11 protein-coding genes are annotated in these 15,248 nt (G+C 62.5%); 10 read left to right on the forward strand and 1 reads right to left on the reverse strand.

What is annotated here, in order from left to right:
* Window positions 1-8: 8 nt before the first annotated feature.
* From FBY12_RS04900 to FBY12_RS04940, 9 genes are all read left to right on the forward strand, one after another.
* Window positions 9-989 carry a MoxR family ATPase gene (locus tag FBY12_RS04900; RefSeq protein WP_145251620.1) on the forward strand — a complete coding sequence of 327 codons (981 nt, stop codon included), beginning with the start codon at window positions 9-11 and terminating at the stop codon, window positions 987-989.
* A complete protein-coding gene (locus FBY12_RS04905; RefSeq protein WP_145251622.1) occupies window positions 986-1,933 on the forward strand; it encodes a DUF58 domain-containing protein in 948 nt (315 codons plus the stop codon). The genes FBY12_RS04900 and FBY12_RS04905 overlap by 4 nt, the downstream gene beginning before the upstream one ends.
* Window positions 1,930-2,499 carry a DUF4381 domain-containing protein gene (locus FBY12_RS04910; RefSeq protein ID WP_145251624.1) on the forward strand — a complete coding sequence of 190 codons (570 nt, stop codon included), beginning with the start codon at window positions 1,930-1,932 and terminating at the stop codon, window positions 2,497-2,499. The genes FBY12_RS04905 and FBY12_RS04910 overlap by 4 nt, the downstream gene beginning before the upstream one ends.
* On the forward strand, window positions 2,486-3,478 hold the full coding sequence (locus tag FBY12_RS04915; protein ID WP_145251626.1) for a VWA domain-containing protein: 993 nt from the start codon (window positions 2,486-2,488) through the stop codon (window positions 3,476-3,478). Before FBY12_RS04910 ends, FBY12_RS04915 begins: the two co-directional genes overlap by 14 nt.
* A 1-nt stretch (window position 3,479) precedes the next feature.
* Window positions 3,480-5,048: a VWA domain-containing protein gene (locus FBY12_RS04920; RefSeq protein WP_145251628.1), complete on the forward strand. Its 1,569-nt coding sequence runs from the start codon at window positions 3,480-3,482 to the stop codon at window positions 5,046-5,048.
* Entirely contained in the window at window positions 5,045-6,442 is a 1,398-nt protein-coding gene (locus tag FBY12_RS04925; RefSeq protein ID WP_145251630.1) for a BatD family protein, read from the forward strand. Before FBY12_RS04920 ends, FBY12_RS04925 begins: the two co-directional genes overlap by 4 nt.
* Window positions 6,439-7,461: an HAD family phosphatase gene (locus FBY12_RS04930; RefSeq protein WP_145251632.1), complete on the forward strand. Its 1,023-nt coding sequence runs from the start codon at window positions 6,439-6,441 to the stop codon at window positions 7,459-7,461. The genes FBY12_RS04925 and FBY12_RS04930 overlap by 4 nt, the downstream gene beginning before the upstream one ends.
* Window positions 7,462-7,535: 74 nt before the next feature.
* A complete protein-coding gene (locus FBY12_RS04935) occupies window positions 7,536-9,125 on the forward strand; it encodes an arylsulfatase (RefSeq protein WP_145251634.1) in 1,590 nt (529 codons plus the stop codon).
* 185 nt (window positions 9,126-9,310) lie between these two features.
* Window positions 9,311-11,824 carry a fused MFS/spermidine synthase gene (locus tag FBY12_RS04940; protein WP_145251636.1) on the forward strand — a complete coding sequence of 838 codons (2,514 nt, stop codon included), beginning with the start codon at window positions 9,311-9,313 and terminating at the stop codon, window positions 11,822-11,824.
* A 107-nt stretch (window positions 11,825-11,931) separates the two neighbouring features.
* Here FBY12_RS04940 and FBY12_RS04945 read toward each other — a convergent pair whose 3' ends face one another.
* Window positions 11,932-12,603: a DUF3313 domain-containing protein gene (locus FBY12_RS04945; protein ID WP_145251638.1), complete on the reverse strand. Its 672-nt coding sequence runs from the start codon at window positions 12,601-12,603 to the stop codon at window positions 11,932-11,934.
* Window positions 12,604-12,830: 227 nt separating this feature from the next.
* Here FBY12_RS04945 and FBY12_RS04950 point away from each other — a divergent pair, with 227 nt between their 5' ends.
* Window positions 12,831-15,215 (forward strand): tetratricopeptide repeat protein, encoded by a 2,385-nt coding sequence (locus FBY12_RS04950; RefSeq protein WP_145251640.1) that lies wholly within the window; start codon window positions 12,831-12,833, stop codon window positions 15,213-15,215.
* Window positions 15,216-15,248: the final 33 nt, after the last annotated feature.

Raw genomic sequence — 15,248 nt, forward strand, 5'->3', positions numbered from 1 at the left:
CAGTTCTCATGACCGCACTCAACGACCTCAACGCCCTGCAAGCGAGCATCGCCGAATCGGTGCTCGGCCAGGATCAGGTGATCCGGCAGATCCTGCTCGGCCTGCTGGCCAACGGGCATATGTTGCTGGAAAGTCTGCCCGGCCTGGCCAAGACGCGCACGGTCAAGGCGTTGGCCAGGCACCTGGACGCGAAGATGAGCCGCATCCAGTTCACCCCGGATTTGTTGCCGTCGGACATTACCGGCGCCGAGGTGCTGCATCAGGTTGAAGGCCGGAATGAAATCCGTTTCCAGCCGGGGCCGCTGTTCGGCAACTTGATCCTCGCCGATGAAATCAACCGCGCGCCGGCCAAGGTCCAGGCCGCGCTGCTTGAGGCGATGGAAGAACGGCAAATCACCGTGGCCGGCAACAGCCATGTGTTGCCGGAGCTGTTTATCGTGGTCGCAACGCAAAACCCGATCGAGCAGGAAGGCACTTATCCGCTGCCGGAAGCGCAAATGGACCGTTTTCTGATGAAGGTTCTGCTGGATTACCCCAGCGCAGCGAACGAAAGCCAAGTGCTGCGGCTGTTGCGCGAGGAAGAGTTCGCGCTGAGCGCCAAGACTGCGGCGCTGCCGGGTTTTGCCTTGTCGCAGGAAGTGATCTTCGCTGCGCGCCGCGAAGTCAGTGGCATTCACGTGTCGCCGGCAATCGACACTTACCTGATCGACCTGATCAACGCCACGCGCCACCCGGCCGATTACGACGCCGACCTCGGCCGCTGGATCGCCATCGGCGCCAGCCCTCGCGGCGGCATCGGTCTGGACCGCTGCGCGCGCGCCGATGCGTGGCTGCAAGGGCAGGATTTCGTCTCGCCGGACAACGTGCGCGCGGTGGTCCACCCGGTGCTGCGCCACCGTTTGCAATTGAGTTATGACGCAGTGGCTGACGGGGTCACGGCGGATCAGGTGCTGGACCGCTTGCTCGATAAAGTGGCGATCCCGGCATGAACACCGATGGTCTGGTCTACGTCTCTCTGGCGCAGCTGATGGCGCTGGAGTTCAAGGCCCGCAACCTGAGTTTTCTCGCGCGTCAGCCGCAGGGCAGCATTCTCGCCGGCAACCATGCCTCGCGCCTGCGCGGTCGCGGGTTGAATTTCGATGAGCTGCGACGGTATCAGCCGGGCGACGATTTGCGTCATCTGGATTGGCGCGCCTCGCTGCGCACCGGCAAACCGGTGGTGCGCACGTTTACCGAGGAACGCGACCGCCCGGCGCTGGTTGTGGTGGACCAGCGCATGTCGATGTTCTTCGGTTCGCAACGCAGCTTCAAATCCGCGACCGCTGCCGAACTGGCGGCACTGGCGGCGTGGATGACCTTCAATGCCGGCGACCGGGTCGGCGGGCTGGTGTTCAACGATCAACGGATCGACAGCATCGCCCCGCTGCGCAGTCGCAAACGGGTTGAAGCGCTGTGCAGCCGTATCGCCGAGCAGAATCAGCAACTGAACGCGGCCAATCCCGACGCCGAGGGCGAGGCGCAACTCGACAAGGTTTTACAACATTGCCTAGCGGTGGCCGGGCACGATCATTTGATCTGCATCGTCAGTGACTTTGCCGGCGCCGGCGAACGCACCTTGCAATTACTGCGGCAACTGGCGGCGCACAACGACGTGATCGCCATGCAGGTGTTTGATCCGCTGGCACAGAATCTGCCGCGCAACGGGCGTTTGCTGGTGACTCAAGGTCAGCTGCAAGTCGAACTGGCGGTGGAACAGCGCCGCGTGCATGAGCCGTTGGAAGACTTCCTCAGCGGTCGGCTCAAGGATGTCGCGACCCTGCTCAAGCGCAGCCAGGTGCCGTTGATGATGTTCAGCACCGCGACCGACGCGCATGAACAATTGCGCAACGAACTGGGCAGGCAAACGGGTCGGTCTGGCGGCGCTCGCCGATGAACCCGAATGTGCCGAGCATCGATCAGCTCAAGGAGCTGGGCTTGCCCGCGCCGGTAAGTTACGCGCCGCAGACGTGGGGCTGGTGGCTGTTATTAGGGTTGCTGGTGGCGGCGGTCTTGCTGCTGACGGCGCGCAAGGTCTGGTTGTGGCGCCGCGATCGTTATCGGCGCGAGGCGTTGGCGCGGTTGACCGAGTTGCAAGGTCGCGGGGATGACCTCAGTGCATTGCGCGAACTCCCGGAGTTGCTGAAAAGAGTCGCCCTCTCCATCCCCCCCGTTGGAGCGAACTTGCTCGCGATGAGGCCCGCACATTTAAAACTGATCTCGGCCGAAAGAACGCCATCGCCAGCAAGCTATCTCCCACAGGTGACCGCGCTCGGCGGTGAAGAGTGGCAAGCCTTTCTCGAGGCGCACAGCGCGAAACCTATACCCGCCGATTTCAGCCAACAACTCGCGCAACTGGCCTACGCGCCGGACGCGATACTGCTGGCGCTGCCCAGCGAACACCGCCAGCGCCTGTTCGACACCTGCAAACACTGGGTGGAGCATCATCATGTGGCAGCTTGATTACCTGTGGCTGCTATTGCTGCTGCCGCTGCCGTGGTTCGGTTACCGCTATCTGCCGGCGTATCGCGAGGCCCGCAGCGCGGTGCGCGTGCCATTTTTTGCGGCGATGAGCCGCGCGGTCGGTCAGGCGCCGAGCGCACCGGGCAGTCGCAACAATCGCTGGCAGTTGCTGCTGAATCTGCTGGTCTGGACCTTGCTGCTGATCGCCGTCGCGCGCCCGGTCTACGTGGAAAAACCCATCGAACGGCAACAACCGGTGCGCGACCTGATGCTCGCCATCGACCTCTCGCAGTCGATGGAAACCACCGATTTCACCGACGCCAACGGCCAGAAAATCAACCGACTGGCGGCGGTCAAGCAAGTGCTCCACGGCTTTATCGACAAGCGCAAAGAAGATCGCCTGGGCCTGATCGTGTTTGGCAGCGGCGCCTATGCGCAAGCGCCGTTGACCCTCGATCACGCCAGCCTGGCGCTGTTGCTCGACGACACCGGCATCGGCATGGCCGGCCCGAACACGGCGATTGGCGATGCCATCGGTCTGAGCCTGAAGCTGCTGGATCAGGCTCACGAACAACAGAAAGTGCTGATCCTGCTCACTGACGGCAACGACACCAGCAGCGCCATCACCCCGGACCACGCGGCGCGCATGGCGGCGGCCAAAGGCGTGGTGATTCACACCATCGGCATCGGCGACCCGAGCGCCGACGGCGAGGCCAAGGTCAATTTGCCAGGCTTGCAGCAAATCGCTGCGGCGACCGGTGGCCAGTTCTTCCGCGCCGAGGACCGCAGCGCGCTGGATCAGGTTTACAGCACGCTCGACAAATTGACGCCGCATCAGGTGAAAACCCTCAGCCATCAGCCCAAACGTGATTTTTTCTGGCTGCCGCTCGGTGCCGCCCTCGGTTTGCTGACGCTGTATCACCTCGGCGCCCTGCTGCGTCCGCGGCTGTCCATTGCGCGCCAGCGGCAGGAGGCCTGAAATGGAAATCAATCTCAGCGACCTGCATTTCCTGCGTCCGTGGTGGCTGCTGCTCATGCTGTTCGGCGCTCTGCTGCCGCTGTTATGGCGGCGCAGCCATAACCTGCAACGACGGTTGCGCGGCAATATCGCCGAGCATTTGTTGCCGCACTTGCTGATCACCCCGCAGGATCACCAGCGTCTGCGCCCGGTGCATCTGCTGTGCACCTTGCTCATGCTCGGTGCCGTCGCCGCCGCCGGGCCGACCTGGGAACAGGACCGCCCGGACTTTCTGGAAAACCGCGCGCCGCTGATCATCGCCATCGACTTGTCGCCGTCGATGGACGCCAGCGACGTGCCGCCGAGTCGTCTGCAAGCGGCGCAACACAAGCTCCACGACCTGATCCAGCGCCGCGCCGGGGCGCGCAACGCGCTGATCGCCTACGCCGGCAGCGCGCATCTGGTGTTGCCGCCGACCGACGACCCGGCGTTGCTCGAGACGTTTATCCAGGCGCTGAGCACCGACCTGATCGACAAAACAGGCAAGAACGTCAGCGCGGTGATCGAGCAAGCCAAGCGGTTGCTCGCCGCCGAAAAAACCCCGGGCACGCTGCTGCTGATCACCGATGGCGCGGACACCACGCAGCTCGATGGCTTGGGCAAACAACTCGACGGCAGCCCGTTGCAAGTGTTGATCCTCGCGGTGGGCAGCAACGATGGCGGGATCCTCCGCGACGCCAACGGCCAACCGCGCACCGACAGTAGCGGCCGCCCGGCGCTGGGCAGTTTCGATCAAGCGGCGCTCAAGCAACTGGCTTCGGAGTTGGACGCGCCTTTGGGCAGCCTGACGCTGAATAACGATGACCTGGAATGGATCGAACTCCACCCCCGGCAACACTTCCAGAACAGCAGCGACGAACAGCGTGAACTGCATTGGAAAGATGCCGGTTACTGGTTGTGCTGGCCGTTGCTGTTGATCGGATTTTTCAGTGTGCGCAAGGGTTGGAGCCTGAACTGGATGGCCGCTGTGCTGCTGGCACTGGGCGTCGGGCTGCAGCCGGCGACGGCCGAGGCCAACAGCCTCACCGATGCGTTTTTCACCCGCGACCAGCAAGGTCGCTGGGCCTTCGAGCATGAGCATTTCCCGCAAGCGGCGGCGTTGTTTGTCGACCCGTACTGGAAAGGCATCGCCGCTTACCACGCCGCCGATTACGACGTGGCGCTGGCCAGTTTTGCCCGGCTGCAGACGCCGCAGGCGTATTTCTATCTGGGCAATATTTACGTCAAGCGATTCAAGTTTGATCAGGCGATTGACGCCTATCAGCAGGCGTTACAGTTGCAGGCGCAATTCCCCGAAGCCAGCGCCAATCTGGCGTTGGCCATGGCGTTGCAGAAAGACACCGACAGCGCCGAGCAGAACGCGCCCGAGGTCAAACCGGACCAGATAAAAATGGACAAGGCGCCGGGCAAGGGCCAGAGCAAACCGGTGCAAACCGAGCAAGCGGCGTCGGACGAGTTGTGGTTGCAGAACCTCAGCACCTCCCCGGCTAAATTCCTCAAGCAAAAATTCAGCTTGCAGGATCAACCATGAGCCTGCTGAACCGCGTCGCGGCTATCGCGAGCAGGCTCGCTCCTACAGGGGGGATGCTTTGCACATGTGCTCGCGATGAGGGCCGCCGGGGCCGTACAAAACTCCTGATCTTGTGCCTGTTCAGCCTCAACGCGCTGGCCGCAGAACCCGAACTGCGTGTGCAAACTCACCTGCAACCAAGCGATTCGATCATGGTCGGCAGCCTCGTCGAGCTGCAACTCGACGTGCTTACTGACACCTGGTTCACCAGCGCGCCGACCTTGCCCGAGCTCAAACTCGACAGCGCGCTGGTCATGCCGCCCAACGGTCACGCCCAGCACCTGAACCAGACCATCGACGGCAAAGCCTTCAGCGGCCTACGCTACAGCTACCTGATCAGCCCGAATGTCGCCCAGAGCTTTGACGTCCCGGTGCTGACCGTCGAGGCCACCCCCGCGCAGAGCAGCGCCGCCCTTACCGCACAAACCCAGGCGCTGCGCTTCACTGCTGCGCAACCGCCGGGGTTCAGCGCCGGTGAAGCAGTGCTGGTCGCCAGCGGTCTGCGGTTCACTCAACAAATCGTCCAGTCGGCGACGCCGTTAAAAGTCGGCGACAGCCTGGTCCGCCAACTGACTTTGCAGGCCGAAGGCGCACTGGCGATGGCGCTGCCAGTGCCGGCATGGGTTGAGGTCAACGGCCTCAGCCGCTACCCGAAATCGCCGCAGGTCAGCAACCTGGACGACGGTCGCGGCAGTTTCATCGGCGGGCAACGCATCGACAGCGTGACCTATCGCATCGACACCGCAGGTCACTACAGCCTGCCGCCCGTGGCGGTGAAATGGTGGGACGCCAGCAGCCAGCAAACCCGCACCACTACGGTGCCGGCGGTGACCTTCGAGGCAGCGGCCAACAGCGCTTATCGCCCGGTGTTCTCGATCAGCGAAGACCTGGAAAAACTCGGCGAACAGAGCCGCGTGCGCCTGTCCGGGCATGGGTTGGGCGTGGCCGCGTTGCTGGTGATCGTCGCCCTCCTCGGCTACTTCGGCCGCCCGCTCGTCCAGCGCTTGTGGCGCCGACAACAGGCGCGGCACGCTGCACGTCACGCCGCATGGGTGCAATCGGCGGACTACGCGTTCGCGCAAATCCCGGCACAAATCGACGCCCGGCCGGCGCAATTGAGCGCGCTGTACCTGTGGCTCAGACGCAGCCATCTAGGCCTGCAACTGACCAACCTCGGGCCGCGCCTGCAAACCCTGTTACGCGCCTGTTACGGCCGCCAACCGACCGAAGATCAGGCACTGCATCAGCTCAAGCAATCCTTGGCTACGCTGCATAGTCAGGCCCGACGCCACAAAGCCGCGACGCCCACCGCGTTACGGCCGCTCAACCCCGTCCACGACAAGGATTTGCCATGACGAGACCGCTATCGACCCGCCACCGCTACGGGCTGGCCCTGCTGCTGACCCTGGCCCTGCCGTTATTGGCGCAGGCCAACGAACCGCTGCCGTCGTGGCATGACGGGGCGGCGAAAAAAAGCATCATCGAGTTTGTGCAGGCAGTCACCGATCAAAGCAGCAAGGACTTCGTCAAACCCGCCGAGCGCATCGCCGTGTTCGACAACGACGGCACGCTGTGGAGCGAGCAACCGGCGTATTTCGAACTGCTGTTTGCCTTCGACGAGGTCAAGCGCAACGCGCCGCAGCACCCTGAATGGAAAACCACGCAACCGTTCAAAGCGGTGCTCGAAAACGATCACCAAGCCCTCGCTGCGGCGGGCATGGAGGGTTTGCTGAAGATTTTCGGCGCCACCCACACCGGCATGACCACCGAGGCCTTCGATGATTACGCCAAGACCTGGCTGAGCCAGGCCCGGCACCCGAAAACCGGCAAGCCGTACACCGAAATGATCTTCCAGCCGATGCTGGAAATGCTCGATTACCTGCGCAGCCAGGACTTCAAGACCTACATCGTTTCCGGCGGCGACACCGCGTTTATGCGCGCCTTCGCCGAGAAGGTTTATGGCATCCCGCCAGAGCAAGTGATCGGCACCACGTTTGTCACCGCGTTTCAGTTGAAGGACGGCCAGCCGTCGATCCTGCGCACGGCCAAACTGGCGCACAACGACGACGGTCCGGGCAAACCGGAAAGCATTGATGCAGTGATTGGCCGCCGGCCGATTCTCGCGTTCGGCAACTCTGACGGCGACCTGCAAATGCTCCAGTGGACCGCCGCTGGCGGCGGTAAACGCTTGATGGGCCTGGTGCATCACACCGACGCCAAACGCGAGTGGGCCTACGACCGCCAGTCGTCGGTCGGCAAGCTCGACAAGGCGCTGGACCAGGCAAAAAACAACGGTTGGACCATCGTCGACATGGCTGCCGATTGGCGGCGCATCTACCCCTTCGAGCCCGCCGCACCCGAGCAAGTGCAATAACAAAAGCGTGACGCAGGACCGCAAAAACGTAAGTCGCCATGAGGCGACGCAAGTGAGCAGAAGGAGCAAGTCAGATGACTCGCATACGCAAGTGGCTTCCGAAATTCGCCCTGGTGGCAGCTTCGGTGATGGCGATTTCGGCAACTGCCGGGGCCGCTGAAAAACCCAACATTCTCGTGATCTTCGGCGACGACATCGGCCAGACCAATATCAGCGCCTATTCGATGGGCGTGGTCGGGTACAAGACTCCCAACATCGACCGGATTGCCAAGGAAGGCATGATGTTCACCGATTACTACGCGGAGAACAGCTGCACCGCAGGACGGTCATCCTTCATCACCGGCCAGACGCCGCTGCGTACCGGCCTGTCGAAAGTCGGCATTCCGGGCGCGCCGGTCGGCCTGCAAAAACGCGACATCACCATCGCGCAAGCGCTTAAGGGCCTCGGTTATTCGACCGGCCAGTTCGGCAAGAACCACTTGGGCGACCGCGATGAATACCTGCCGACCAACCACGGTTTCGACGAGTTTTTCGGCAACCTGTATCACCTCAACGCCGAAGAGGAACCTGAGCGCCCGTACTGGCCCAAGGATGATGCCGAGTTCGTCAAGGCCAACACCCCGCGTGGGGTGATCCACAGTTTTGCCGACGGCAAGATCGAGGACACCGGCGCCCTGACCACCAAGCGCATGGAAACCATCGACGACGAAACCACCGCCGCCGCGCAGGCGTTCATCGAGAAACAGGCGAAGGCTGACAAGCCGTTTTTTGTCTGGATGAACACCACGCGCATGCATGTGTTTACCCACGTGCGCGACTCGATGAAGGGCCAGAGCGGCATGCCCGGCAACGAGTACGCGGACGGCATGCTCGAGCATGACGGTGACGTCGGCAAACTGCTGAAAACCCTCGACGACCTGAAAATCGCCGACAACACCATCGTCGTCTACACCACCGACAACGGGCCGAACCAGTTCTCCTGGCCGGACGCGGCGACCACGCCGTTCCGCAACGAGAAAAACTCCAATTGGGAAGGCGCGTATCGCGTGCCGGCGATCATCCGCTGGCCGGGCAAGGTCAAGGCCGGGGAAGTCTCCAACGAGATGTTCTCGGGCATGGACTGGTTCCCGACGCTGCTGGCGGCGGCGGGCGATGCCGAGGTCAAAGACAAGTTGCTCAAGGGCTGGGCACCGACTGCCGGCGGCAGCAACTTCAAAGTGCACCTGGACGGTTTTAACCAACTGCCCTACCTGACCGGCCAACAACCGAAAGGCGAGCGCAAGGAGTTCTACTACTTCAACGATGACGGCGTGCTGGTGTCGATGCGTTTCGACAACTGGAAAGTGGTGTTCTGCGAGCAGCGCCAACCGGGCGGGTTCCGCGTCTGGAGCGAGCCTTTCGTGTGCCTGCGGGTGCCGAAAATTCTCAACTTGCGCATGGACCCGTATGAGCGCGCCGACGTTGTGTCGGATCAGTTCTACGACTGGAACACCAAAAACGTCTACCTGGCAGGCGTCGCGGTGACCAAATCGGCGGAGTTCTTGCAGACCTTCATCGAATATCCACCGAGCCAGAAACCTGCGAGCTTCAGCATCGACCAGATTCGCGCCGCAGTGGACGCAAAAATCGCCGAGAAAATCAAAGCGGCACCGGCTGCACCGTAAAAACGCTGGACTGCCGCCCGTCCTCTGCGGCGGGCGGCTATATTTTTTGGCTTGTGCCCGCGTTGGCCCCTTCGCGAGCAAGCTTTGCTCCTGCAGGCACGGTGGTGCTGTGTGGGAGCACAACTTGCTGGCGATGGCGTCGGCCGAGGCGCAGGTTTTTCTGAATTGGCACAAGGCAATCCGCAATGTCCTCACGTATCGCCAGCAAGTCGTCGGCCATACCCGCCCCGCGCGTCGCTGCCCCGGCGCTGTTGATTCCGGCGCTGTTGCTGTTCACCTCCGGCGCTGCCGCGCTGGTCTATCAGGTGCTATGGATCAAACAACTGTCGTTGGTAGTCGGCGTCGAGGTTTACGCCATTACCACCGGCATCAGCGCGTTTTTTGCCGGATTGGCCTTGGGCGGCTTGCTGTTCGGACGTTGGGCGGATCGCTTGCAGCAGCCGGTTCTGCTCTACGCCGGACTGGAAGTCGCTGTGGCGATTCTGGGCGTCGGCGCGACATTTGCCCTGAGCCTCGCCGCCAGTCCGTTCGCGTGGCTGGAACAGCAAGTCGGCGTATTCGCGTGGGTGCTGCCGTTTGCCTTGGTCGGCATTCCAGCGTTGCTGATGGGCGGCACGCTGCCGGTGTTGGTGCGTTCGCTGGCCGCCGACCCGCAGCAATCCGGCCAGGCTGGCGGCCAGTTGTACGCGGCCAACACCGCTGGGGCGATCGCCGGGACCCTGCTCGCCGCGTTTGTATTGATTGCCACCCTTGGCGTGCGTGGCAGCGCTTTGGCCGCCGCGATGCTCAACCTGCTGGCCGCCGCTGGCGCATTGTGGTTTCAGCGCCTGCAGCCGGCGCAGGGCAAATCGCCGGTCAGTCACTGCAGAGAAAAAACCCCGGACCGCCTCGCTTTGTGGCTGTACTCGGTCGCTGGCGGCGTCGCGTTGGGTTATGAAGTGGTCTGGTCGCAATCGATCGTGCAGTTCATGAGCACCCGCACCTACGCGTTTGCCGTGGTGCTGGCGACCTACCTCACCGGTCTGTTTCTGGGCAGCGCACTGCTGGCGCGCCGGGTTGAGCGGATTCGTGATCCGTGGGGCGTGTTCGGCTTGCTGATTGCCGGCGCCGGGCTGATTGCGCTGCTGGAAATCGCCCTGCTTGGCCGCTGGTTGGTGCTCGCGCAAAGTGCGGCGGAAGCATGGGTGCTGGCGTTGGGCGCCAGTGAACTGGTGGGTATGAGCACGCGTTTTGCGGTGGCCGCGTTGAGCATTGTGTTTGTCCCGACCGTGCTGCTGGGCGCGGCGTTTCCACTGGCGTTGCGCTTGAGCGTGGGCCGCGAGCGCGTCGGCCGCGACGTTGGCGCGGTGGTGGCATTCAACACCTTGGGCGGGATTGTCGGGGTGATGCTCTGCGGGTTTGTGCTGATTCCGCTGCTCGGTCTGCTGCGCACGCTCGGATTGCTGGCGATTGTTGCTGCCGGCATCGGCTATCTGGCGGTGCGCAAAGGTCATCAGGTGAAAAAAGGACGGCGCCAGGCAGTGGTCGCGGTCGGGCTGATCTGCGTGGCCGTGGCGCTGCTGACCCCGGCCAACAAACTCGCCAGCCTGCTGCCGGGCGCGCGCAACGCGGCACTGGCGTACTACGAAGAAGGACGCGGCGGCACGGTCGCAGTGGTCACTCAAGGCAAGGGCGAAAAAGCCTTTCAGCGTTTGTACATTCAGGGCGTTTCGAACACCGGCGACGCCATGCCTTCGCTGCGCTACATGCGCATTCAGGCGCTGCTGCCGCTGCTGATCCACAACGGCGAGCCGCGTTCGGCGCTGGTGATCGGTTTTGGCACGGGCATCACCGCTGGCGCGCTGACGCGTTATCCGGGGCTGGAACACCGGGTGGTCGCCGAGTTGCTGCCGTCAGTGGTGAAAGCCGCGCCCTTGTTCAAGGGCAACTTCAATGCGGCCAGTGATCCGGGGGTCGAGGTGCGTTTGCGCGACGGGCGTCAGGAATTGCTGCGCAACCCGCAACGTTACGACCTGATTACCCTCGAACCGCCACCGCCCTCCGCCGCCGGCGTGGTCAATCTGTATTCGCGCGATTTCTACCAATTGGCCGCCAGTCGCCTGCAACCCAACGGCCTGGTTGCGCAATGGCTGCCGTTGCCGACGCAAAATATCGACGACTCGCGCTCGCTGGTGCGCAGCTTCCTCGACGTCTATCCCTACGCGACGTTGTGGACCAGCGAGTTTCACGAAATGCTTTTGGTCGGTTCGATGCAACCGATTGAGCTGGACGCAGCGAAGATCAATCAACGCTTCCAGCAACCAAGCGTGCGCGAGACGTTGCAGGATGTCGGCATTGGCTCAGCGGCGGCGCTGCTGGCAACGTGGGTGACTGACCGGGCCGGGCTCGAGCGATTTGCGGCGGATGCGCCGTCGGTGACCGACGATCAACCGCGCATCGAGTACGCGCCGTGGGTGCGCGCAAGGGAAATCAGCCGCGTATTGCCGGCCCTGCTCGACCTGCACGTTGCGCCGCCACTGCTGAATGCCGATGCCGGCTTCATCGAGCGGATGAACGCGCACCAGCAGCGCTTGATGCAGTTCTATCGAGCGAGCCTGCATGCTTATGACGGCGACCGTGACGCCTGGGCGCGGGACATCCGCGAAGTGATGCGCGGCGACGGCGCAAACCCGTATTACCGGTGGTTTGGCGGGCAGTGATCAGGTGACTGACAGACCGTCTTCGCGGGCAAGCCTTGCTCCCACACATCACGCAAAACCTGTAGGAGCGAGGCTTGCCCGCGAAGACGCCCTTCAGCGCCAGCGGATTACTCGGACTTGATCTTCAAATAAGACTGATGCAGATCCGTCGCCCAGCCGTCGATCACGCTTTTCACGTCATCGGCCTTCAGCACCTGGCTGTCATTGTCCAGCGGCTTGCCGGTGCCTTTGCGCACGACCTGCGCCACGACGCTGTTATTGCTGCCATCGAGGAACACCGCTTCGGTGGCCAAGGTGGTTTCCTGATCACGAATCCCACTGGCCGTACTGACCGCCGCTGCGACCAGGGCAATCGGGATCACTTCGTAGGGTTTCAAGCCTTCGGTTTTGCTGCTGACGGCGGTAATCGCTGCGCGGACCACGATCACACCAGGCCCGGGGCCAGCCGCCAATGGCAGGGATTTACCCAGTTCTCGCTTGAGTGCCTGGTCGTAGTAACCGGTGATGCCGTTGAGCGTCGCCTGAGGGATTTTGACGGTCGGCTGCGGCTTGGGATACAGCTGGGTCGGCTCGATGTAAACGCTGGTGAACTTGCTGACGTCGAGTTTCGGATCGATCCAGCGCATGACCTCGGCGCCCGACGGCGACTTGGCTTCCTTGAGCTGGCTGTAGTCTTTGAGAAACCCCGAATACTGATCGGGCTCGACCACTTTACTGGAGCAGCCAACCACCCCGATCGAGGCGATGCACAGGGTGCTCATCATTAACGCAAGCTTCATGCTGTAACTCCTGTAGAGGGTCGATGGCGCGACTGAAAACGCCTAGGTAGTTATAGCCAAAAATCACTGATCTGCCGTGCTCGCGGCGAACAATCCTTGCGGCGTGTGGCCTGGCGCACAAAGCCTGTTTGACAGACGCGCGCCATGCGGCAAAGCTGCGCAAGCTGCACCGCGCGCCGGACCTGGATTGCGCAACCGGAATACGCCATCGGACTACGGAAGTCGCAATGCCGAAGCATAAAAATAAAGCGGTAGAAGCCAACCCTGATTTGTCACCGAACCTGATGAACCGCTACGTATTCCCCGCCACCATCGGCGTGCTGTTATTGGCTGTCGCTGCGATTGGCTGGTTTCTGTTTGCCAGCAACACGCCTGCGCCACCCAAACTGCCAGCGGCCAGTGCGCCGCCCGTGCAGCCTCTCGCGCAGCCGGCCAAACCGGCGCTGGTCGCGGCGCCAGCGACGATGGTCGATGAGCAGCAATGCCAGGGTTGCCACAGCGAACAGGTCAAGGACTGGCAAGGCTCGCATCACCAATTGGCGATGCAACCGGCGACGCCGGAAACCATGCTCGGCGACTTCAACAATGTCACCTTCAAAGCAAACGACGAGGCCACGGTGTTCTCGCGCAAGGGTGACGAGTTCTGGGTCAAAACGCCGGGGATCGACGGCAAAAACGCCGATTTCAAAGTCGCCTACACCTTCGGTATCGCGCCGCTTCAGCAATATTTGCTCGAGGTCGGCGAAGGTCGGCTGCAAGCTTTGGGCGTGGCGTGGGATACCGAGCAACATCGCTGGTTTCACCTCTATCCCGGCCAAGGGGTGAATTTCAAGAATCCGCTGCACTGGAGCAAACCTAGCCAGAACGCCAATTTCATGTGCGTCGAGTGCCACACCACCGGCTACAAACGCAATTTCGATGCAGCAAAAAATAGCTTCGCCAGTCAGTGGAACAGCCTCGGCGTCGGCTGCCAGGCGTGTCACGGCCCGGCGTCGAATCACCTGGCATGGACAGCGCAAAAAACCGAGCTGATGCACGCCGGGTTTGCCGTCGATCTGAAGGACAAGGACGCCACCGTCGAGATCGAAACCTGCGCGCGTTGCCACTCGCGTCGCGCGCCGCTGGGCGATGGTTTCACCGTCGGCAAACGGTTGATGGACGATTACCTGCCAAGCGCGCTGACCCGCGAGTTGTATGCCCTCGACGGCAAGATCAAGGATGAAGTGTTCGAACACGGTTCCTTCGCCCAAAGCAAAATGTTCGACAAAGGCGTGCGCTGCAGCAACTGCCACAACCCGCACAGCAACCAATTGAAAGCGCCGGGCAACGCGGTGTGCCTGCAATGTCACAACACTGCGGGCCAAGCCTCGGTTGAGGGCGCGACTGAAGGCGTCGATGGCAAGGGGTTGCAAGCGAAGAATTACGACTCCGTCGAGCACACGCGCCACGCCATGGGCCAGCCGGGTTCGCAATGCATCGATTGCCATATGCCCGGCAATTTTTACATGGGCAACGACTGGCGCCATGACCACAGTTTCAGCATTCCCAACCCGGAACGCGCCGCACGCCTCGGTACGCCGGACGCCTGCCTGACCTGCCATCAGGGCAAGGCTGGGGACAAGGTCACCGAGCAGTTCAAATTGTGGAACACCGCGAACGCGTCGGCGATGCAGGCGCCGCGTTGTGACGAGAGTCTATGGCTGATCCGCAACGGTCAGCCGGGCGCCGCGCAGGCGTTGTACGAACAATTGCAACGCAGCAATCTGCCCGCGATTCAACGGGCAACGCTGCTTGCCGAACTGCCGCTGTACCCCAGCGAGCAAGCGCTGAAACTGGCCACGCAGGACCTGCGCAACCCGGCGCCACAAGTGCGTGAAAGCGCGGTGCGGGCGATCAGCGCGTTCCTGCCGCCCGCCGAACGCGCGCCGCTGTTGACGCCGCTGCTGGCCGACCCGGTGAAAGCCGTGCGGATTGTCGCTGCAAGGGACTTACTCAGCGTCGCGCGTAATGGTCTGGGCAGCGCGCAAGCCAATTGGAATGCGGCAATTGCTGAATATGAGGACGTGCAGAAAAGCCTCGCGGAACGTGCGGAAGCCAATCTGAACCTGGCGATGCTGTATCAGGGCAGCGGCCGCGTGGCCGAGGTCGAACCGTTGCTGCGCACGGCGTTGCAACGTGACCCGGACTTCTACCCGGCGCTGGTGACGCTGGTGCAATGGCTGGAGGCCAACGGTCGTGGACCGCAGGCGCAAGCGTTGCTCGAACAAAGCGTCAAGGATCACCCGGACGCCGCGCTGCTGCTGCACACCCAGGGTCTGGCGTTGATTCGCGCGGGCAACACCGCACACGCCATGCCGCTGCTGCGCAAAGCCGCGAAACTGGAACCGCAGAGCGCGCAATACGGTTATGTGCTGGCGGTGGCGTTGCACGACAGCGGCAAGGTTGATGAAGCGTGCGAGGAACTGGAACGTTTGCTGAAAGTGCAACCGGCCAACCGCAACGCGCGGCTGTCGCTGATCCAGTACTACCTGGAGAACGGCAAGGAGCCCAAAGCGCAGGTGTTGTTGCAGGGCTGGAAGAAAATGAACATGGGCGATCCGGCGCTGAAGTGATGCGGGGTTGATCCGCAGGCCCGTTCGCGGGCA

This window comes from Pseudomonas sp. SJZ131 (assembly GCF_007828705.1).
In the GTDB taxonomy this organism is placed as follows: domain Bacteria; phylum Pseudomonadota; class Gammaproteobacteria; order Pseudomonadales; family Pseudomonadaceae; genus Aquipseudomonas; species Aquipseudomonas prosekii.

Bases quoted from the DNA above. Each gene is read 5' to 3' on its own strand.
- FBY12_RS04900 (WP_145251620.1), top strand. From the start codon at position 9: ATGACCGCACTCAACGACCTCAACGCCCTGCAAGCGAGCATCGCCGAA.
- FBY12_RS04905 (WP_145251622.1), top strand. From the start codon at position 986: ATGAACACCGATGGTCTGGTCTACGTCTCTCTGGCGCAGCTGATGGCG.
- FBY12_RS04910 (WP_145251624.1), top strand. From the start codon at position 1,930: ATGAACCCGAATGTGCCGAGCATCGATCAGCTCAAGGAGCTGGGCTTG.
- FBY12_RS04915 (WP_145251626.1), top strand. From the start codon at position 2,486: ATGTGGCAGCTTGATTACCTGTGGCTGCTATTGCTGCTGCCGCTGCCG.
- FBY12_RS04920 (WP_145251628.1), top strand. From the start codon at position 3,480: ATGGAAATCAATCTCAGCGACCTGCATTTCCTGCGTCCGTGGTGGCTG.
- FBY12_RS04925 (WP_145251630.1), top strand. From the start codon at position 5,045: ATGAGCCTGCTGAACCGCGTCGCGGCTATCGCGAGCAGGCTCGCTCCT.
- FBY12_RS04930 (WP_145251632.1), top strand. From the start codon at position 6,439: ATGACGAGACCGCTATCGACCCGCCACCGCTACGGGCTGGCCCTGCTG.
- FBY12_RS04935 (WP_145251634.1), top strand. From the start codon at position 7,536: ATGACTCGCATACGCAAGTGGCTTCCGAAATTCGCCCTGGTGGCAGCT.
- FBY12_RS04940 (WP_145251636.1), top strand. From the start codon at position 9,311: ATGTCCTCACGTATCGCCAGCAAGTCGTCGGCCATACCCGCCCCGCGC.
- FBY12_RS04945 (WP_145251638.1), bottom strand. From the start codon at position 12,603: ATGAAGCTTGCGTTAATGATGAGCACCCTGTGCATCGCCTCGATCGGG.
- FBY12_RS04950 (WP_145251640.1), top strand. From the start codon at position 12,831: ATGCCGAAGCATAAAAATAAAGCGGTAGAAGCCAACCCTGATTTGTCA.